Annotated in this window: 18 protein-coding genes and 1 tRNA gene; 9 read left to right on the forward strand and 10 right to left on the reverse strand. The window is 47.1% G+C overall.

Annotated features, from left to right (window positions below; translation table 11 throughout):
- Window positions 1–50 precede the first annotated feature (50 nt).
- Window positions 51–590 (forward strand): DUF1793 domain-containing protein, encoded by a 540-nt coding sequence (locus FHW36_RS27365; RefSeq protein ID WP_246121238.1) that lies wholly within the window; start codon window positions 51–53, stop codon window positions 588–590.
- 22 nt (window positions 591–612) lie between these two features.
- Here FHW36_RS27365 and FHW36_RS27370 read toward each other — a convergent pair whose 3' ends face one another.
- Entirely contained in the window at window positions 613–1,206 is a 594-nt protein-coding gene (locus FHW36_RS27370; RefSeq protein WP_145674038.1) for a TetR/AcrR family transcriptional regulator, read from the reverse strand.
- Window positions 1,207–1,314: 108 nt separating this feature from the next.
- On the opposite strand from FHW36_RS27370, the gene FHW36_RS27375 reads away from it, so the two are divergent.
- From FHW36_RS27375 to FHW36_RS27390, 3 genes are all read left to right on the forward strand, one after another.
- A complete protein-coding gene (locus FHW36_RS27375) occupies window positions 1,315–2,163 on the forward strand; it encodes an alpha/beta fold hydrolase (RefSeq protein ID WP_145674039.1) in 849 nt (282 codons plus the stop codon).
- A gap of 240 nt (window positions 2,164–2,403) precedes the next feature.
- A complete protein-coding gene (locus tag FHW36_RS27380) occupies window positions 2,404–2,595 on the forward strand; it encodes a hypothetical protein (RefSeq protein ID WP_145674041.1) in 192 nt (63 codons plus the stop codon).
- A gap of 249 nt (window positions 2,596–2,844) precedes the next feature.
- The gene (locus tag FHW36_RS27390; protein WP_186452631.1) at window positions 2,845–3,324 is read left to right on the forward strand and encodes a transposase; all 480 of its coding nucleotides are present in this window, start codon (window positions 2,845–2,847) and stop codon (window positions 3,322–3,324) included.
- A gap of 225 nt (window positions 3,325–3,549) precedes the next feature.
- Here FHW36_RS27390 and FHW36_RS27395 read toward each other — a convergent pair.
- Window positions 3,550–3,634: transfer RNA gene (locus FHW36_RS27395), tRNA-Ser, on the reverse strand.
- A gap of 163 nt (window positions 3,635–3,797) precedes the next feature.
- Between FHW36_RS27395 and FHW36_RS27400 the strand changes: the two genes are divergently transcribed.
- On the forward strand, window positions 3,798–4,235 hold the full coding sequence (locus FHW36_RS27400) for an acyl-CoA thioesterase (protein WP_145674048.1): 438 nt from the start codon (window positions 3,798–3,800) through the stop codon (window positions 4,233–4,235).
- A 1-nt stretch (window position 4,236) separates the two neighbouring features.
- On the opposite strand, the gene FHW36_RS27405 is transcribed toward FHW36_RS27400, so the two are convergent.
- The 6 genes from FHW36_RS27405 to FHW36_RS27430 form a co-directional block, all read right to left on the reverse strand.
- Window positions 4,237–4,779, reverse strand: coding sequence for a hypothetical protein (locus FHW36_RS27405; protein ID WP_145674050.1), 543 nt, complete (start codon window positions 4,777–4,779; stop codon window positions 4,237–4,239).
- Between the two features lie 250 nt (window positions 4,780–5,029).
- Window positions 5,030–5,296 carry a hypothetical protein gene (locus FHW36_RS27410; RefSeq protein ID WP_145674052.1) on the reverse strand — a complete coding sequence of 89 codons (267 nt, stop codon included), beginning with the start codon at window positions 5,294–5,296 and terminating at the stop codon, window positions 5,030–5,032.
- A gap of 103 nt (window positions 5,297–5,399) precedes the next feature.
- Window positions 5,400–5,774: a VOC family protein gene (locus FHW36_RS27415; protein WP_145674054.1), complete on the reverse strand. Its 375-nt coding sequence runs from the start codon at window positions 5,772–5,774 to the stop codon at window positions 5,400–5,402.
- A 143-nt stretch (window positions 5,775–5,917) separates the two neighbouring features.
- The gene (locus FHW36_RS27420; protein ID WP_145674056.1) at window positions 5,918–6,721 is read right to left on the reverse strand and encodes an AraC family transcriptional regulator; all 804 of its coding nucleotides are present in this window, start codon (window positions 6,719–6,721) and stop codon (window positions 5,918–5,920) included.
- Window positions 6,722–6,744: 23 nt separating this feature from the next.
- Window positions 6,745–7,515, reverse strand: coding sequence for a GLPGLI family protein (locus FHW36_RS27425; protein ID WP_145674058.1), 771 nt, complete (start codon window positions 7,513–7,515; stop codon window positions 6,745–6,747).
- Window positions 7,516–7,521: 6 nt separating this feature from the next.
- A complete protein-coding gene (locus tag FHW36_RS27430) occupies window positions 7,522–10,296 on the reverse strand; it encodes an outer membrane beta-barrel family protein (protein ID WP_145674060.1) in 2,775 nt (924 codons plus the stop codon).
- 222 nt (window positions 10,297–10,518) lie between these two features.
- On the opposite strand from FHW36_RS27430, the gene FHW36_RS27435 reads away from it, so the two are divergent.
- Window positions 10,519–12,234 (forward strand): IlvD/Edd family dehydratase, encoded by a 1,716-nt coding sequence (locus FHW36_RS27435; protein WP_145674062.1) that lies wholly within the window; start codon window positions 10,519–10,521, stop codon window positions 12,232–12,234.
- Between the two features lie 28 nt (window positions 12,235–12,262).
- Complete coding sequence (locus tag FHW36_RS27440) at window positions 12,263–13,021, forward strand: SDR family NAD(P)-dependent oxidoreductase (RefSeq protein WP_145674064.1); 759 nt, start codon at window positions 12,263–12,265, stop codon at window positions 13,019–13,021.
- Window positions 13,022–13,053: 32 nt separating this feature from the next.
- On the opposite strand, the gene FHW36_RS27445 is transcribed toward FHW36_RS27440, so the two are convergent.
- Complete coding sequence (locus FHW36_RS27445) at window positions 13,054–17,088, reverse strand: DEAD/DEAH box helicase (RefSeq protein WP_145674066.1); 4,035 nt, start codon at window positions 17,086–17,088, stop codon at window positions 13,054–13,056.
- Between the two features lie 204 nt (window positions 17,089–17,292).
- Between FHW36_RS27445 and FHW36_RS27450 the strand changes: the two genes are divergently transcribed.
- On the forward strand, window positions 17,293–18,177 hold the full coding sequence (locus tag FHW36_RS27450; protein WP_145674068.1) for a COG4315 family predicted lipoprotein: 885 nt from the start codon (window positions 17,293–17,295) through the stop codon (window positions 18,175–18,177).
- A 79-nt stretch (window positions 18,178–18,256) separates the two neighbouring features.
- Here the strand turns inward: FHW36_RS27450 and FHW36_RS27455 are convergent, their stop codons facing one another.
- Complete coding sequence (locus FHW36_RS27455; RefSeq protein ID WP_145674070.1) at window positions 18,257–18,988, reverse strand: GntR family transcriptional regulator; 732 nt, start codon at window positions 18,986–18,988, stop codon at window positions 18,257–18,259.
- A gap of 240 nt (window positions 18,989–19,228) precedes the next feature.
- Here FHW36_RS27455 and FHW36_RS27460 point away from each other — a divergent pair, with 240 nt between their 5' ends.
- Window positions 19,229–19,483, forward strand: coding sequence for a hypothetical protein (locus tag FHW36_RS27460; protein WP_145674072.1), 255 nt, complete (start codon window positions 19,229–19,231; stop codon window positions 19,481–19,483).
- Window positions 19,484–19,601 lie beyond the last annotated feature (118 nt).

Consider the following 19,601-nt stretch of genomic DNA (forward strand, 5'->3'; position numbering starts at 1 on the left):
AACAACTGAAAGCCAACCTGAAGGTTAGCAAAAACGTACTGGCTTTTCATGTGCGCAATACTGCCGGCGACCGCTTCCCGGATGCTGGTATTGTAAGAAGAATGGAAACGGCGGATAGTAAAATGATAATGGAAGCAGCGCAACAGGATGTAGATCTATGCAGATGCCCCTCATGCCGGTGGAGCGGCTTATGCCAAACTATGCGAGCTGGCTTACCGTCAAAGCATCGCCGCTCATGCATTAGTAGAAAGCCCTCCAAAGTGCTGGATTTCAATCTGTTTCCGAAAAGTGCATTTGACAAAGAAATAAGCTATTATCTGTTAAAACAACGGAACTACGGACTTCCACTGGATTCCCGTAAAACCTATACCAAGTCTGACTGGATCATGTGGACAGCAGTATTGGCGAAGGATAATACTGAGTTTGAAAAATTCATTTTACCGTTTCAGAAATATGTTTTGGAAACACCCAGCAGAGTGCCTTTGAGCGACTGGCATGAAACAACCAACGGGAAACAGACTGGATTTCAGGCAAGAAGCGTGGTGGCTGGTTATTTTATGAAGGTATTAAATGATAAACTAAACAAATAAAGGGCTTGTGAAATTTATACCATCATTTCAGCAATATACGGGTCAGTACGGCCGCATCCGGTATGTGAAATTTACTTTTAAACATCAGTTTAAACCCGGCCAAACCCTGCGTGGCAGAAATGAAGGTAGCAGCCAGTTCAAAGGGATCGCCTGCTACACATTCACCCGTTTGCTGCCCTTCACTTACAATGGCAGCAAGGTTCCTGATAGATTGCATCTTTCTGTTCAGCAGCTTCCGGTCTTCCGTTTTATTGCCTGTTTCAAATAATTGCGATATCAGGATGAAATAATAAATCCCTTCTTCTTTGTGCACACCCTGCACAAAAGCGGCGAGAAATTGGGTGATCTTATCTTTCACGGAGATATCTTGTGCCTGCAACTGATCAAATAACGCCTGTGATTTATCCATGGCCTCATTAGCCAACAGCAGGTACAGCTCCTCTTTGGAAGCATAGTAATGATAGATCAACCCCAGGCTGATACCCGTATGTGCTGCAATCTCTTTAATATTGGTGGCTGCCAGACCTTTCCTGGAAAAAAGCTCCAGCCCCGATTTTTTTAAACGGGAAATGGTCAACTGCCTCATTTCCTCAAATTGCTCCTTTTGCTTTGGCATCTGTTCGTTTATTATTGAAATATTTTTCAATAATATTTTTTTTTATCCAGAAAATAAAATCACATTTGTTTTATGATTGAAATATAATTCAATCATAAAACAGTTACTATGACCACTCACAAATTCACCTATTCCAACGTTCAGTCTACAGATGGCACTACCATTGGCTTTCAGCAGGGAGGCACAGGCCCCGGGCTCATCATTGTACCAGGCGTGCTCAGTACTTCAGCAGACTATACCAGGCTGGCAGGAATGTTATCTTCCTCTTTTACGTTGTATATCATGGATCGCCGGGGGCGTGGTGGCAGTGGGGCACAAGGTGCTTCCTACAGCATGAGCAGGGAATGTGAAGATGTGAAAGCCGTCCAGGAAGCCACAGGGGCAACTTATATATTTGGCCACAGTTTCGGAGGGCTTGTAACCCTGGAAACTGCCACCCGGCATCCATCCTTTAAGGGGATTGTACTTTATGAACCAGGTGTTGATTTGCAGAATAATCCTGCAACATGGGAATGGATCACCACTTATGAACAGGCTTTAAAAAATGGACAACCCAGGCAAGCCTTTACCAGTTTTGTACAAGGTGCCGGCCATACGCCACTGAGTAAAATGCCACGCTGGCTGGCAGGCTTCATTCTCCGGATGATGATAAGAGGTACGCACTGGCAGGAAACAGTGGCACTGTTGGACACGAACCTGTGTGAGCATAAAGAAACACAAAAGTTAAGCGGCAGCTATCATCATTACCAGGGAATTAAAAGCAGTGTATTATTGATGTCCGGAGGCAAGAGCCCAGAATTTGTGCATACCACTAACCAGGTATTAGCCAATACCATCCCTGGCGCACAATTGCGATCACTTGCCGGTTTAAGCCATCTTTCACCGGAAAATAATGAAGCACCGGAAGCAATTGCAAAGGAAATCATCCGGTTTCTTTCCAGCGTTCCAAACAATTAACCGGTAAATAAAATTATCTCTCCCCAAAAGAATACCAGGCAAATTTCGGTTCCCGGCAATTGAAAGAAAATGATTCGCCGGATTAACAGACGGGGCCAATGAAACGATTCAGCAGGTAATTATCCCGGCTAAGAAATAGTGTGACTATTGTCACCATATTCATGTTAATAAAGAAGGAAATTTACATTATTAGAAACCCAGTAATATGCGGGTGAATAAAACTGTGAAAATTTCAGCATTATGAAAAGAATATTAAATAGATGGAGCATCTCCCGGATAGTAAGATTAGTAATCGGTGTAAGTATCATTATTCTGGCCATACAAATGAAAATGCTGATGATCGGCATATTGGGAAGTATGGTCCTTATTCAGGCAATTATCAATTCCACCTGCTGTGATAATGGAGCCTGTGATGTAAAGGAACGAAAGTAAAGTTGCCGGAGCACATTGTTCAGCATCCGGTTCAAATTGAATTGAAATCAGCTGCGCCTGTATTACCAGGGCAATTAACTTTTAAGAAGTTGTTTAAAAATTTAAAGGCGGGAAATTAGAAAAAAACGAACCGATCAATTAGTTTGGATTTACTACAAAACAAACTATGAGAACAAAGTTCACTTTACTGACCGATTCGCAGTGGCAAAGTATAGAAAAAATATTAACAAGCAACAGAAAGCGTAAATATTGCCTTCGCAGCATATTAAACGGAATATTATTAGAACGGGTTGTCAATGGCGTAACCTGAGCAGCTATTTTCCTTACTGGCAAATAGTTTACTACTATTTTAACAAATGGAAAAGAAGCGGATTGATCGAAAAAGTGATGTTGAAACCTGTAAGAAAAGAACGTATGCGTCAGGGCCGGAATTATGCTCCTTCAGTGGCAGCAATTGATAGCCAGAGTATAAAGAAAAGCGCGTTTGTAAGTATAGAAACCGGTATTGATGGAGGAAAGAATATCAATGGCCGTAAAAGACATTTTGCAGTTGACAGTTTAGGCCTGCCGATAGCAATTAGTGTAAGTGTTGCAGATATGCATGACTCCATAGGCGCTTTTGATCTGTTATGGAGAATTGATAAAGTTAGTCGTAGTTTCGCAGCGATATGTATGCTGCAAGAACCAGTGGACGATTTGTCAACCGCATCGCTCTATTTGGATTTTTAAAAAAGGTAGAAGCGGGTGTTAATGGAAAGAAAAGTACTATCACTTTAGAACTAAATCCTGAAGAAGCTAAGGTCGTCCAGATGATTTATGAAATGTACCTAAAGAATGTTCCATTAATCGATATCAAAATAAGAGCACGCGAATTGGGTTTTCTTAGAAATGGAAACATGGCTATCGAAAGATATATGACAAAAAAAGGGATAACTTTTCAGTTATCCCTCACAGCGGAGAGTCAGGGATTCGAACCCCGGGACCTGTTACAGTCAACAGTTTTCAAGACTGCCGCAATCGACCGCTCTGCCAACTCTCCATGCCGCGAAAGTATAAAACCTATCGATCCTAAAAAAATTTGTTTTACAAAAAAAAATCGTTAAAATAGCCCGTCCTGGCAGGTATACACCGGTGGCCACTGTCAACGTATAGCCGTTATAGGTAGTTATCTCTTCCTATCCTTTTTTTCCGTAAATTTAAAGATGAACGTATTTTTTGAAGGACCTGTACTATGGTCACAGATTGATGCTAATATGCATCTGCGGCATTCGGCCTATGCGGATTTTGCGGCGCAAGCCCGGCTTAGCCTATTGGAACGGGTAGGACTGGATGCCCGTCAATTCCTGAGCCTGGGAATAGGCCCCATCCTTTTCCGGGAGGAATTACTGTATCACCGGGAAATAAATCCCAACGATACCGTGAAAGTTACCTGCGAAATGACCCGATGCAAATCTGACGCTTCCCGTTGGTCTATCAAACACGAAATTTTCAGGGGCGATGGTACCAAATCCGCTACGGTGCTGGTGGACGGCGCCTGGATAGATACCCGCAAACGTAAGCTGACAGGACTTACGCCAGATTTGCTCGAGAAATTTAATGCCATTCCACGTAGTGACGACTTCGTGGAAGAAAAAGTTTGATTTATCTCCTGGTCAACGGCTTGCCCTCATGTGTATATTCCTGCCGGTCGGATTCCAGCTCCTTGATAAAAGGTAGCTTGTGCTGCAGGTATACCCTCGATGATTGCTCCAGGTAGTTGTCCAGCTGGAAAAAGGCCGCGGCACGGGTAGCCCCCAGCAATTTGTTCATACGACGGAAATAACGCATCTGCAAACGACCAAATTCCAGGTCGTTGTTAATCAACTGCTTGGTCAGTGAATTCAACTTCTTTTCGTCCAGGGAGGCAAATTCCTCATTGTACATTTTTAACAACGCAATACGTTCCGATAACCACGGACTCTTTTCTGTTTCATATTCCAGGAACGCCTCCTGGAAAGCCCGCTCTTCTACCGGGGAAATTTTAAGGAACTCGCTGAACAGTGACTCCTTGTTCTTACCAAAGATCTGTGTTACCAGGTCGTCTTCCTTTACCACGGCGGCGGCAGTAGTAACGGCGGTAGTAGTTTGGGCAGACAGCCCAACGCCCGCTACCAGCAGCAGCACCAAACAAATAAAATTTTTCATGTGTCGAAGTTTTAGGATTAATGGCAGGTTCAGCCACTGGTCCCATGCATTAGAGGGTATAGAACACCAGCTCAAAAGGGCGGTGACGCTCGCGTAAACAGATCATTAAGCAGGTGTAGTGCCCACTACATAAATGGCAGTGAATCCACCGTAATCAATAAAACAATTTTATGCTTTAAATAGTTGCACTATTAAAAAAAATAGGCCCGGTACCGTGGTACCGGGCCTATCGCAACAATACGAAGGAATATTAATTCATCGTTTGTCCATTAGCTCGCATAAAGATATCGTAGGCTTCACTGGTCCAATGCTGATAGTCTTCCAATCCTATTCCCAAACGCTCGTCCCGTTCTACTTCTTTATATTCCCTGCAGTCCCAGTAGCCCCTGGCCAGCGACTGAATATTCTGCGAAACGGCTACCGGGCCTGTCTCATAATCGGCAGGATAACTCTTGTAGTTGCCAATCGCTAATTCCTGGATCTCATGCTTTACTGCATCCTTGCTTTGTTTTGCCATGGTTAAAATTTTTTAGTTACCATCACCGAAACAAAAATGAGTCCTGTTTAGCCCAGTACCAACCGATTTTAAGATTTCATTATCTTAAAGAAATGTTAACGCGCTATGGCTGTGAATAAGTTACAATATCGATCCCTACACCATTAGGATCTGCAATAGCGAAATGCCGGTCGCCCCAGGGCTCATTGCGGATGGGGATTTTAATCACCGCCCCCTGCGCTTTGATACGCTCATACATCTCATCTACCTTTTCCACTTCTATCGTCAAATAAACACCCTTCCCCTCGAAGGCCGGCCGGAATAAGGGTTGTTGAGACGCGTGTTCCGGCAATAAAAAACTGATCTCCGATTGCTTGTCCGGCGTATGCAACAACAGGTAAAAATCATTTTCAAACGTCACCCCAAAGCCCAATATCTCCGTGTAAAACCGCTTACTCTCCGCTATTTTCGACGTAATAATACCTGCATTCAATTTCATTTTTCCTGGTTTTGTCTGTGAATAAATGGGCCCTGCAAAGCAGCATAATAATACCCATAATAAGCCCTGCTTCATATTTTTTTAGTTAGATGACAGCAAAATTAGGCTGCCCGGGAAAACAAACATTGTAAAAAACGGACAAATTAAAGCAGGACTTTCGAAGGAGTGAGACCGTATAATTGCTTAAACGATTTGATAAAATGAGCCTGGTCATAATAACCGGTATCCAGGTAAGCACGCTGCTTCCGATGACGCGTCATGCGTTGCAATGTTTTCTGGAACCGGATTACTTCGCTGAAAGCTTTAGGCGTATCGCCCACGTAAAATTGAAATAATCGACGCAACTGCCGCGGGCTGATACCGACTGCTAACTCCTTTTCGATACCAATCATTCCCCCGGTATCAAGGATCGTCGAAATGGCCTCATACAAGCGGCTATCAGCAGTAACGATACCCTTACCCACCAATCCAAGCAAATATTCATCCAGCAAAGCTTTCATCTCTCCCAAAGCTAAACCGGGATGAAAACGCGCTGCCAAAAAAGTAGCCAATGGCCGGCAAATAGCATCCAGTGGCGCCGACTGGTCGGTCAGCTCTGCGGCATTTAACCGGAACAACAAGGGCAACATACCCGGCAAAAAACGAATGCCCACAAAATGAAAATCCTCATACAACGGAAAGGCTGTATAGGAATTGCTAAACCCCATCAGGTAACTTTCTGTTGGCTGATGGGGTTCAAAATAAATATCTATGCATCCGTCTGCTATCACCCGGTAGTGATAAGGCACCGCTAAAGCACCCGTGGATTTGAGTTCCCAGTAGCAGTATACATATGCCAGCAATCCGGCATGTGGCAATAATTCGCGATACAACACCGGCCCCTTTTCCTGTTCTGCTGCGGGCTGAACGGGCTGATAAAGCTGCCGGAAATGTTGTAATCCCTCCATAATGTCAGTGGTCTGAACTGCAATTATAAGGAAATTGACCGTAGATAAAGCGGACCAAATCCACCCCACTTCCCAATAGTTTTGTTAAGGCTTTCCCGCAGGGCTTTATTATTTACCGCCTTTCCCTTAGTGGGCGGCACCAGGGTACCTTCCTTGATATCATCTACCAATACCTTGGTGGCAAACCAGGAAGTATGCTCGTGGGGCAAGGCTACTCCCAGTATCATCCCCGGCAAACCGGCAAAAGATTCCGGACCTCCCGGCGTTACGATGGCATCGGTATAAAATGCCACCACGTATACGGAGTCCATGATGATGGCATTAGCCCGGCGGCAATCAAAACCCGCTATTTTGCGCGTTTCATCGGTGATTTTCCAATGGATAGGCCGGATACTGTCTTTTACCAGGAATAGTTGCTCAAACACTTTCTTTTGCGATACCGACTGCATACTATCCAGCTTCGAATATACAATATTCGCGCTCGCTGGCGCTTCCCCCATAAATGGGTTCTTATTTTCAGGGTTCTCTCTTCCCGGTTTATATAAACTGGTATTACCCGCAAATGAGTAGTCGAAATAAGTGACCTGGAACTGGGAAGCGCTCTTCTTAATGGATTCGTACCAGGAATGATCCTGCTCCTTTTTGAATGCCTCATCCATCTGGGCATGCAGGTTCACCCGCTTTTCATATTCAATACGCCCCTGCAACAGAAAAGGGGATACCTGCGCCTGTAAGGACAAAGCAACTGATACCACTAAAACGGTTAAACGTAATTTCAATCGGATGTTATTCATGGTCACTTATTGTTTCGGGGCGCCCGGACCCAGTTTATTAAAATTCCAGATAAAAGACAATAACGCATACCGGCCAATAGTGCCGTAGCGCGTTTGCGTAACGGTATTGGTTTGCACCGACCTGTCGAACCCTATATTCTGATTGAGTATATCATTCATCGAAAAATTTACCTGCATCAACTCTTTCTTTCCAAATTTCTTCGCAAGAAATGCGTTCACAATCATCGCATTGTTATTACCGGTAAACACCGCAGTACGCTGCCGGATGGCATAATTCATATCTCCGTGCAACTGCAACTTCCAAGGCAGATACACATTTAGGTTAGGCTCTATATAATACGACCAGTAGTCTGTGCGAAAAGTGCTCTGTACAGAAGATACACCAACATTATAATTAGCGCTGGCAGTAAAATAAAACTGGTATTTCTTCTCCGCCTCTTTTTGCATGTTGAAACTGATAGCAGTGCGGCTGGAGTTGGTAATATTCAACAGGGAGTTGACATAATTCACATTCCGGGAAAAATCGCCGTCTACACCGCCGCCAATCCTTAAATCCCATGCGCTGATCTTCCAGCCCATATCCAGGTTATAATGGATGTTCCGGTTACCATTCACATTCACTGCCTGCGACGTTCTTTTACCGGAAGTATCCAGGTCGCTCCGGCTGCTGATAGCATCCGAAACAAAATTATAACCAACAGAGGCCCAGATACTCCGGCCACTCATTACCTTATAGTCTGAATAGGCCAGCCGGAAGCTGTTATTGAAGGACGGTTGCAGATTAGGATTTCCAATGGTGATATTCAGGGGATCATCGTTGGTACGGATGGGTTGTAACTGGTTGATATCCGGTTGCTGCGTATACCCCTGGTAGAAAAAATTAAGACGGCGCTGCTGGGTAAAACTATACCGCGCCGACGCATTGGGATACCAGTTTACAAAGCTCCGCTCCTGCTGGTGATTCCGGAACATATCCTTTTGATTAAAATCGGTGAATCCAACATTACCTCCAAGGTTCAGCCTTAATTTATTATTTAACGTATAGGCGTAACTGATGCCACCGCGGTGCGTGAGTACATTAAAGGCGTAGTCGTTGCTGTACAGCGAATCCAGCAGGCTATATTTACCGCCATTATTTTTGTTAAACGAGTTACGGTTCGAATGACTATTGCTGATATTAATGCCATAATTAAAGACGAGCGACGATTTCTTTGAAAGCGGCTCTGTATAGGTAATGTTCGTATTGATGTTGAGTTGCTCGTTATTAACGGTCTTCAGCTGATCAATACGCTGGGTAGAATCCACCTGCCCTTTCTGATAGAACGCTGTCAACGCATCCAGGGTACCTTCCCCGTTGGTACGGCTGTAATTTTCAGCGATGTTCAGGGAAATGGTACGTCCCTTCTTCTTTAATTTTTTCCGCCAAAGCAGGTTCGCATTGAGTTTACCGATATCAGACGTATTGTTGGTAATACGATGCCCGTTGTTAATCAGCATATCATTCTTCTGCATCTCAGAAGTATTGCGCATACTGGTGATTTTATGATCGAGCCCCCCGTCTACCAATAATTTAATAGAGGAAGTAGAATCTACCTGCAATTCATAAAGACCGTTGATCCGGTTTCTCATGATACTGTTTTTCGATTGCTCCGCTGAGTTACTGGAGTAGATGGTATCTTTCAGGATATTTTGGCTGGAGATCGTTTTATCAGCGTCCACATACAGCTTCATGAATTTATAGTTCACATTCAGGTTTTTCCGGTCCTGGTCCCACTTATCGCCATAGTGCAGCCCCCCGGTTTGCACCAGTGGATACCCATTATCTTCATATCTGCCACTCCAATTATCGAGGTCATCGCCACGGGCGCCAAAAAACTCCATGTTACCCTGGTCGTCTACAGAAATGGAACTGGCGCCAAACTTTTCCTGGTCTTCCCAATTGAGGCCAATCTTTCCTGTATTGGAAGCAATACCATAGGCTGCAATTTTCTTCTTTCCCCGGAATAAATTAAACAACCCTTCTGTGTTATGGAAGCCATGATCGCCGGCGCCTGCAGCCAGCTTTCCGAAGTATCCCCGTTTCTTGTCTTCCTTCAACTGGATATTAATGGTTTTTGATTTTTCGCCATCGTCTACGCCGGTAAAGGTGGCCTGGTCGCTCTTTTTATCATATAGCTGTACTTTATCCACCATATCGGCGCGGAGATTTTTGGTCACCAGGGTAGGATCATCTCCAAAAAATTCTTCCCCATCTACGAGTACTTTCTTTACTGTTTCTCCCTGGGCGGTAATCTGGCCTTTACTATTGACCTGGATACCTGGCAATTTCTTCAACAGGTCTTCCACAGAGGCATTGGCCGCAGTTTTGAAGCTTTCTGCATTGAACTCCGTAGTATCTCCCTTCATCTTGATGGCGGCCACTTTTTGCTGTATCACTACCTCTTTCAGGAGGCGGGATTTCTGTATCAGGATAATCTTATTGAGATGAATATGAGAAGTATCCGTTAGTGTTAATGATTCTACATAATCGGCGTAGGTGGGGTAAGTAACCAGCAGGACATAATTGCCCGCAGGAATATTTTTGATGTCGAAGTGACCTTTGTCATCCGCTCTGGCAAATTTATATAATAGGGAGTCCTTAGCATGGAGCAATGCTACTACCGTGTTGGATAATTTGACGCCATTTAGTGTATCCGACACATTTCCGTTGAGGGTAGCCTGTTGGGCAGCACAGCACAAACTCACAATAATGCACAGGACAGTGAATAGAATTTTTTTCATTGTTGGAATTACGGGTTGTTAATTACAGACGCAACAAAGGCGAAATTCCATAAATTATTTTGAGCTTATATTACCATGTGTGATAAACATCTGTTAAATAATAGCCTAGTTATCATGTAGGGAAAGCAGGTTATTTCACCTGATAATTTTAGGGTTGCATACCACTGTCAAAATCCGTAAATTTCAACATCTGTAATAAAGTACACTATATCCATTCCCGTTATGCAGGAACATTCACTTAGAAGTAGTCACTGGTTTGCCCGTGGAGGCAAAGATGGTTTTATTTACCGCGCCTGGCTGAAGAAGCAGGGCATTCCTGCCTATGAGCTGGAAGGCAAGCCTATTATAGGTATTTGTAATACCTGGTCAGAACTTACGCCCTGTAATTCTCATTTCCGGGAGTTGGCCGAGGCGGTAAAAAGGGGTATACTGGAGGCCGGCGGTTACCCGTTGGAATTCCCGGTGATGTCGCTGGGGGAAACCCTCATAAAGCCCACCGCCATGTTATATCGCAACCTGGTGAGTATGGATGTGGAAGAATCGATCCGTGCCAACCCACTGGATGGGGTGGTATTATTATGCGGATGCGACAAAACCACGCCGGCGCTGGTCATGGGCGCCTGTAGCGTGAATATCCCCACCATCGTAGTATCGGGAGGCGCTATGCTCACCGGTAGGCATAAAGGTCGTGCCATTGGCACCAGCGATATATGGCGGTTCAGCGAAGAAGTAAGAGCGGGGCGCATGACACAGGAAGAGCTGGCCCTGGCCGAAGCTGGGATGTGCCGGAGCGACGGCCATTGCGCCGTGATGGGCACCGCATCCACGATGGCCTGCATGGTAGAATCTTTGGGGCTATCACTACCACAGAACGCCGCCATCCCTGCACCGGATGCGGCCAGGAAAGTACTGGCGCAATTGTCAGGAACAGAAATCGTGAAAATGGTGAAGGACAACCGGCGGTTGTCAGACATCCTTACCAGGGAAGCCTTTGAAAACGCCATCCGGGTAAATGCCGCCATCGGCGGGTCTACCAACTTCGTGATACACCTGTTGGCCATTGCCGGCCGCATAGGCGTTCCACTGAACCTGGAAGATATTGACACGTTTTCGGCGAACATCCCCCTGATCGCCAACCTGCAGCCTTCGGGCAGCCATTTTATGGAAGATCTTTATTATGCCGGTGGACTACCAGCAGTGATCAATGCCCTACTGGGCCATTTACACAAAGACTGTATCACCGCCAATGGCAAAACTATCGGCGTCAACTACGCACATGCCATCAGCTATAATCCCGACGTGATCACTGGTATAGATACCCCCTTTAACCCGGTATCAGGCATCGTGGTGCTGAAAGGCAATATCTGTGAAAACGGCGCCGTGATCAAACCCTCTGCTGCCAGCCCCCATCTCATGCAGCATACCGGCAAAGCGGTAGTGTTTGAAGATATTGACGACTATAAAAAACGTATCGATGACCCGGCGCTGGAGGTGGATGAAAACAGTATACTGGTGCTTAAAAACGCAGGCCCCATAGGATACCCCGGCATGCCGGAAGTAGGTAACCTGGGACTGCCCGCCAAACTCCTGGCAAAAGGTATCACCGATATGGTGCGTATTTCCGACGGCCGGATGAGTGGTACCGGCTTCGGTACCGTGGTGCTGCACGTATCACCGGAAGCCGCTGCCGGCGGTACCCTCGCCATTCTCCGCGACGGCGACATCATCACCCTGGATGTACATGAACGCCGCCTGCATGCGGCACTCTCCGATGCAGAAATAGCTAAGAGAAAAGCTGCCTGGCACCCGGCATACCCGCAGTCGACCCGCGGATATGTACAATTATACCAACAGCATGTAGAACAAGCCCATCTCGGCGCCGACCTCGACTTTCTCAAAGGCAGCTCCGGCAGCGAGGTAACCCGCGATTCTCACTAACTAGGCTGATCACACTAAAAGAACCGTTATGAATTTCGAAAATAAAGTAGCCATCGTTACCGGCGCCGGCCAGGGCATTGGATTTGAAATATGCAAACAGCTGGTTACACGGGGCGCCATTGTTATACTCAATGATATCGACGAAGCACTGGCCCGCAACGCCGCCGATGAAATTACCTCCGACAAAGGCATCTGCATCGCCATGCCTGGCGATTCCAGTGATGTAACCTTTCTGCAACAAATGGTCAACACGGCAGTAAGTCGCTATGGCAGCCTGGACATCGTAATTGCCAATGCCGGTATCACCCTGTTTGGCGATTTCTTTACGTATAGTCCCACGGCATTCAACCGGGTAATGCAGGTGAATCTGGGAGGTACCTTTTTCCTGGCCCAGGCGGCGGCCAATCAAATGAAGCGACAGGAACAGGGAGGCGCCATCCTCTTTACCTCCTCTGTAACAGGCCACCAGGCACATAAAGACCTGGCAGCCTACGGCATGAGTAAGGCTGCCCTGGAAATGCTGGCTAAAAACCTGGTAATAGAACTGTCTCCTTTTAAAATTACGGTCAATACCATTGCTCCCGGCGCCACCCTCACCGAACGTACGCAGGATGATCCTTCTTACGAAAAAACCTGGGCGGCCATTACGCCAATGGGGCGGCCCGCCGGCACGCTGGACATTGCCCAGGCAGCGCTATTCTTCGTATCAGATTATGCCCGGCATATCACCGGACAAAGCCTGGTCATTGATGGAGGATGGACAAGCATCAGTCCCTCTCCTTTTTGAGCAAAAAGCAGAAAGCTGTTGCCACGGTTCGCTTATACATCATGCTCCGCCGCAATCAGTGCCAGCAGCTCTTTTGCAGAAAGACGGCCCGACTGGTCGCTGCCTTCCAGCAGCTGGTCGGCCAGGTCTCTTTTACTATTGTGCAGGGCAATAATCTTTTCTTCAATAGTATGCTGTGTTACCAGGCGATAAATGGTAACGGGCCTGGTTTGCCCGATGCGATAGGCCCTGTCGGAGGCCTGCTCTTCGATAGCCGGATTCCACCAGGGGTCCAGGTGAATCACGTAATCGGCTGCCGTAAGATTTAACCCAAGACCACCCGCCTTAAGGCTGATCAGGAATAACTGGCCCTTGCCCGACTGGAAATCTTTCACCAGTTTATCGCGCTGAGAAATGGGGGTGCTGCCATCGAGGTACAGGTAAGGAATGCCTTGTGCCTGCAATGCTTCCCTCACCAGGTCGAGATGTTTTACAAACTGGCTGAACACCAGCGCGCGGTGATTGTTGGATACCAGCTCCTCCACTATCTCCCGGAATACCTGTAATTTAGAAGACGCGATATCCGTTTCCGCATCCACCAGCTGCGGACTACAAGCCGCCATGCGCAGGCGGCTGATTTCTGCCAGCGCGCGGATATGTTGCTGGGCCGCACTTCCTTCCTGTGCTTTGATATTTTCCAGCGCCTTCCTGCGCACCGCTTCATAAAAGGCCGCTTCATCGGGCGATAAAGGCACCATTTTCAGGATCTCTGTTTTCTCTGGCAGCTCGTCCAGCACCGCGGTTTTGGTACGCCGCAGGATAAAGGGGGCTATCAATTTCTTCAGGTGTAGCTTCACGGTGCTTTCCGGGTTGCGGACAGATGGAAATACAAATTGTTTATTGAAATGATCCAGGGTACCCAGCAGGCCAGGGTTAAGGAAGTTAAAGAGGTTCCAGATCTCTCCCATATGATTTTGTATAGGCGTGCCTGTTAGCATCAGTTTAAACCCTGCCTGCAGCGACATGGCCGCTTTGGAGGTTTTGGTCTGGAAGTTTTTAATGGTATGCGCTTCGTCCAGCACCACGGTAGGCCATTTCACGGTCGACAACAATTTTTCTTCCGCCTGTAGCAGTCCATATGTGGTGATGACCACATCGAGGGGGCCAGCTTTTTTGATCAGGGCGCTACGGCGGCCGTTCGCCAACAACACTACATTCAAGGAGGGTGCAAAGCGGCGGATTTCGCTGCTCCAGTTGCTGACCACCGAAGCGGGGCAAATCACTAGTGCCGCCCCTTCCATGGCGCGGTGTAGCAGCAGGGCGATGGCCTGGATGGTTTTACCGAGGCCCATATCATCCGCCAGGCAGGCGCCGGCTCCCCAGGCCGCCAGGTGCGTCATCCAATGAAATCCTTCTTCCTGGTAGGGGCGTAAGGTTGTTTGCAGGGTGAGCGGCACGGGAACGGTAAGCGCCATTGCTGTGGCCCGTTTACGGGCAAAATCTTTCCAGGCGGCATCGGTGCTCACTTCCCCGGCCTGTTCCAGCCACTCTTCCAATACTGGCGCGGCAAAAGCCGGGATGCTGATTCCCTGGCGATCGATGCCGGCAAAACTCGCCATTTCGTTTAGTCGTTTGCGTAAGTCGCCCGTCAACGCCAGGTATTCGCCATTCTGCAGCGCCACAAATCTCTTCTTTACGGTGAGCGATGTATCCAGCAAGTCTTTCAGCGATATGACGGTGGTTTCGTCTACTTTCAGCTCGCCCTCGCACATAAACCAGTGATTCTTTTCCCGGATACCGATACTGAGCTGCGCAAATCCTGCCTGTTGTTTTATTTTATATCGCTCTCCTTCCGGCCACTCCGCCCTTACCAGCCCGGGGTGTTGGCGGATCACTTCCAGCAACTGGAGGCAGTCCAGCGGATCTTCAAAAATGATGGTATCATCGGAGATATCCGGTAAGATAGCTCCTTGCAGGAGATTCATCAGTTCACGGAGGTTGGCCTGTTCCCGGGGCAGGTCCCGGATAGCCTGCCATCGCTCCCCGTTGCTGACGCCGATGATGTTGTGCGCGCCGGTACCAGGTTTGCAGTAAGGCGGATCCATCGTAAAGGGCTTTACATACAGGCCGGCTTTTAATCCTTCGCCCAGGGGCAGTAACTGAATCACAATGCGGCTGTCGGCCGGTCGTTTGTTGATATTGGCCGTCATATCGCCCATATCAGCATGGATAGTAAGGTGTGCGCCTATTCCTTTCAGCACTTGTAGCAGCTTATCTTTTCCCGCATGAGGTACTATGCGTACCTGTTGCAGGGTTTGCAGCAATCGCCGTTGCTGGGCAGTCAGGGAGATGACCTTCAGCCGGGTACTGGTTTCCTTTACAAACACCGTTTCGCTGACATAATCCTCTATGTTGGCGCTGAAGGTATATCCCTGGCCGGTATTGTTGATGCTCAGCTCTGGCGGCGCTTTTATGATTTCTACCGGGATAGTGGGATCATCGGCAGCAAACAGGTATGGGTGACCGGCAATTTCCTGCCAGACGGTTTCTGCGAAAGAGTAGGATTCCCCGTCGTAGTTATAATAATGATCTTTTTGAACGGTATTGCCTATACGAACATCCTGGGGCGTCATGGCTTCCGCCTTTCCTTCTTTGAGCTTTTTCAAGGCCACATTCCTGCCAGCGCTCCAGCTATTATTTCCCTGGGAAGTTTGAAGCACCGGCTGTATTTTGTAATGGTTGAAATCCACCAGGTAAATTAACCGGGAAGCCGTTACATTTTTCTCTTTTTTACTGAGATGATTATCTACGCCCAGCAAGGTGTTCAATAACCGTTCCCAGTCGGGCGTTTGTTCCATCTGCGAAAATGCCGGGGGGTAGCGGGTAATAGCGGCTATCTCCCGGAAGGTGCTTTCATATCCCTGGTAATCATCTCCCTTAAATAAACTTAAATATTCGTAGGTCAGTAAACGATAGTGCCGTTCTATGCCCAGGCTGAGCAGGCGCCCGATCTGTGGGCCGAAGGTGCGGAGCAAGCGGCTGTTAGGATGCAGCAACTGCAAACACAATACCGACAGGTAGCTGAGCAGGGGGCTTTCTCCGCCCTCCAGTAAAACAAGCAGGAGGTTGTCTCCTTTCTCCTTGCGTCCTGCATGAAAATGCAGCAGGCAAACGGCCGGTGTAATGGCGGGGAATAGTTTCCGTTCGTACGTGGCCGTTATTTTACTGATTTTCGGATTTACCTGGTCCCCCGGCAGGAGCGCCAGCGTAAAGGTGTAATAGAAGGCATATACCGGCGACAGGGGCAGGATATTTTTTTTATCGTGCTGCCGTTGCTGTTTGATTCCTTTTTCAAACAGGGCCAGCGCTTTGCCGGGATCGTTGGCATAAAGCTGTACCACTGCCTGGGCATAGCTATCGTCTGCGGCATCATCGGCGGCCGGTGGATCGAGGTGTCCCTGCAGCAGGGCCAACTCGGGGAAGCTTACGGCGTATTGATCGCGGAACGCTTCCAATATCGCCACCGGCGGCATTTTTAAAATATTATACTTCAGGGCAAACCTGGCCATTTCCTGGAGGCTATCCTGGCTAAAGAGCGCGAGCAGCGACGCATAAGCCGGGAAATACAGCAGGTACGACAGGTAGGGCTGGTATTCTTCCAGCTCCTGTTCTATTTTCCGGATGGGAAGCGATAATAGTAACCGGTCGCCCGTAAAATAAGCGGTGAGTAATTGCTGTAAGTCCTGCAGGCGGGCGCTCATGCTATAAAAGGCGTGTATGGCGCGCCGGGTACCAGGTAAGAGTTGTTCAAAAGCAGGCCTGGTAATGGTTTGGGGGAACAGCCAAAAGTTCATTTCCGGCGTCAGTGAATAGCTGCCGGTTACATTTTTTATGGCCAGTCCCACAGCAACCAGGTGTTGCAGGATATCGCCAACCCGGGTGCCGCGCACTTCCAGGATGCGGTTTACCGCATCTGTGATGGTAAAGGTTTCCAGGGGATACAGGTACACCGACATGACCTCCATCACTAACCGGGTATCGTTTTCCTGTAATTCGTATTGTTGCAGGTAGTATTGTTCGTTTACCATGGCAACAAATTTAGCAGATTATAAGGAGCAGGGCGCATTTTAATCATCGTATTAAACAGGCGCCCCGTAGAAAATATTTTTTCATCGTGGCAACCTTTTCATGATTTCTTCCGAATAAGTATGCGTACCGGATTGCGCTGCCTTGCTGGCCAGCGGCAGGCAGTTGCGTACTTATTTTTTATTCCCGAAAAAATTTTAATCAGCATGAACTGCGTAACAAACACCTTATTCTCATGGATAGCTATAGCCGGCATTGTGGCCCTCAGCGCCTGCGGCAGCAAAAATAGTAACCCTGATACGCCCGCACCGAAGCCGGTAGTACAAATCAGCGCCAGCGCCGCAGTGGGTAATCATATCACTGATGTAGATGGCAATTCGCTTTATTATTTTTCCAATGACTTTAACGGATCCAACAACTGTACCGGCGGTTGCGCCGCAGTATGGCCTATTTATTATGCGGGCGACAACCTGGCACAGGCCGCGCTGGGCACAGGTCTGGACATCAAAGACTTCGCTACCATTACTACCACCGATGGTAAAAAACAAACTACCTATAAAGGATGGCCCCTGTATTATTTTGCGCCTAATGTAGGCGGTACCAACGTACGGGAAGCAGCAGGAGAAACCAAGGGAGAAGCGGTGAATAATGTATGGTTTGTGGCAAAAACAGACTACACCATACAGCTGGTAAATACACAGCTGGTGGGTGCTGATGGTAAAAATTACCTGGCCGACCACACCGAAGGTACCGGTAAAACCCTGTACTTCACAGATGCCAAAGGTGTTACACTGTATGCATTCGCGCCGGATAAGTTTAATGTGAATACTTTTACCAAAGCAGATTTTTCCAACAATGCCATCTGGCCTATTTATGAAACAGACCAGGTAGTAGTGCCTTCTGTATTGGATAAAACACTGTTTGGTACCACCATGGTGTTTGGTAAAAAGCAGCTCACCTACAAGGGATGGCCGCTGTATTATTTTGGCCAGGATGCCGGGGTGAGAGGTTCCAATAAAGGCGTGAGTGTGCCTAAGCCGGGCGTATGGCCGGTGGTTACCAAAGATGCAGCTGCAGCACCACAGCCTTAATATTATTAATACAACAACGCCGTACCGGCTTTATAAAGGCGGGTACGGCGCTGTAATATGATTTGTTGGTAAGTAGTCGTTAGTCTCTCCTGCTTTCTACCGTATATACGAAGCTATCAGCGCGGTAGTAGCCAAGATTATATTCAATAGGGCGTTCGCCCTGGTCATATACGAAGCGTTTCCTGAACAGGATAGGACTTCCTGGTTCCAGTTCCAGTTTGGATGCAATAAATTTGTCGGCTGTTTTGGCGCTGATCTCTTCTTTGGAGAGTGTTGCCACTGTCATATATTCTTTCTCCAATATTTCATAGAGTGGGCGTTTAAAATCTTCTTCCCCGGTTAATCCTACCCTGGGGTGGAAATAGGAAATAAAATATACAAAAGGCCCTTCTGCTTTACCTCTCAGGCGCTCTAGTTTCAATACTTTCTTATCGGGGCTGATTTCAAAGAAGTTGGCTACCGTTTCATCTGGTAATACCCAGGTAACGTGTAATTCAAAGTTTTTGATGGTGATGCCACGGGCATTCATTTCCTGCGTGAAGCTCAGCCAGTTCTTGGATTTAGAGCTGATGGCTGTTTCTGCCACTTTGGTCCCTACCCCTTTCTTCCGGGTGAGCAGCCCTTCATATACCAGTTTATTGAGTGCATGGCGTAACGTAGACCGGGAGATAGCCAGTTGTTTCGCCAGTTGAATTTCATTGGGTAAAAATTTTCCGCCGGCATACTGCGGATCCTTGATCATATTCCGTAACAGGTTTTCTGCCTGAACATGAAGGGGAAGTGGATTTTTATGATCTATGCTCAAATTCATGCCGCAAAAAAACTGGAAAATAACAAGAATACCAATTTTCTACCGTTGATTCTGGCGTGCAGTGGTGTTTTTTGGTACCTGTAAAAGAACGATCCGGTATAAACATTAACAATAAAAAATATTCATAGTAATATGATTTAAAATATTTTACTCAAAATCAGCTGGTTAAGGTTTTGTTAAAAACTTTTCTTGCATTAATTCATTAATGTTTCTATGTTTGTACATAATACCCGGGACCACATGATGAAAAACTTATTCATAGCTCCACTTCCTGCGGAAATTACCATTACAGCTTTCACACCAGAGGGCAGTCAGGTACCGTATCAGCCGAAAGCACTGGCAACATCGATTCAAGGAAACAAGCCACTGGCTACCGGCTACCGGTCGATTCTTTTTTTAGCCCTCAGTGATAAAACGATTTTGCAAAGCATGGAGTGGATCTGGAGCAGCCCTGCGTTTACCCGAACGCAGACGATTGAACGTGGTGGGGTATAGAAAACATAAACCCGCATTTAGAATGGAGTTATACCGGAAGTTGTTGCAGCACTAAAAACCATGAACCATATCATTGCTCACAACAGCTTCTACGACTAGCACAATGTAAACAGAGAAG

Origin of the sequence: Chitinophaga polysaccharea (assembly GCF_007829335.1) — a bacterium.
Taxonomy (GTDB): domain Bacteria; phylum Bacteroidota; class Bacteroidia; order Chitinophagales; family Chitinophagaceae; genus Chitinophaga; species Chitinophaga polysaccharea_B.

Coding starts and splice junctions, on each gene's coding strand:
- FHW36_RS27380 (WP_145674041.1), top strand. CDS start 2,404: ATGAAAAGAATATTAAATAGATGGAGCATCTCCCGGATAGTAAGATTA.
- FHW36_RS27435 (WP_145674062.1), top strand. CDS start 10,519: ATGCAGGAACATTCACTTAGAAGTAGTCACTGGTTTGCCCGTGGAGGC.
- FHW36_RS27440 (WP_145674064.1), top strand. CDS start 12,263: ATGAATTTCGAAAATAAAGTAGCCATCGTTACCGGCGCCGGCCAGGGC.
- FHW36_RS27430 (WP_145674060.1), bottom strand. CDS start 10,296: ATGAAAAAAATTCTATTCACTGTCCTGTGCATTATTGTGAGTTTGTGC.
- FHW36_RS27450 (WP_145674068.1), top strand. CDS start 17,293: ATGAACTGCGTAACAAACACCTTATTCTCATGGATAGCTATAGCCGGC.
- FHW36_RS27370 (WP_145674038.1), bottom strand. CDS start 1,206: ATGCCAAAGCAAAAGGAGCAATTTGAGGAAATGAGGCAGTTGACCATT.
- FHW36_RS27455 (WP_145674070.1), bottom strand. CDS start 18,988: ATGAATTTGAGCATAGATCATAAAAATCCACTTCCCCTTCATGTTCAG.
- FHW36_RS27460 (WP_145674072.1), top strand. CDS start 19,229: ATGATGAAAAACTTATTCATAGCTCCACTTCCTGCGGAAATTACCATT.
- FHW36_RS27445 (WP_145674066.1), bottom strand. CDS start 17,088: ATGGTAAACGAACAATACTACCTGCAACAATACGAATTACAGGAAAAC.
- FHW36_RS27400 (WP_145674048.1), top strand. CDS start 3,798: ATGAACGTATTTTTTGAAGGACCTGTACTATGGTCACAGATTGATGCT.
- FHW36_RS27425 (WP_145674058.1), bottom strand. CDS start 7,515: ATGAATAACATCCGATTGAAATTACGTTTAACCGTTTTAGTGGTATCA.
- FHW36_RS27415 (WP_145674054.1), bottom strand. CDS start 5,774: ATGAAATTGAATGCAGGTATTATTACGTCGAAAATAGCGGAGAGTAAG.
- FHW36_RS27410 (WP_145674052.1), bottom strand. CDS start 5,296: ATGGCAAAACAAAGCAAGGATGCAGTAAAGCATGAGATCCAGGAATTA.
- FHW36_RS27405 (WP_145674050.1), bottom strand. CDS start 4,779: ATGAAAAATTTTATTTGTTTGGTGCTGCTGCTGGTAGCGGGCGTTGGG.
- FHW36_RS27375 (WP_145674039.1), top strand. CDS start 1,315: ATGACCACTCACAAATTCACCTATTCCAACGTTCAGTCTACAGATGGC.
- FHW36_RS27420 (WP_145674056.1), bottom strand. CDS start 6,721: ATGGAGGGATTACAACATTTCCGGCAGCTTTATCAGCCCGTTCAGCCC.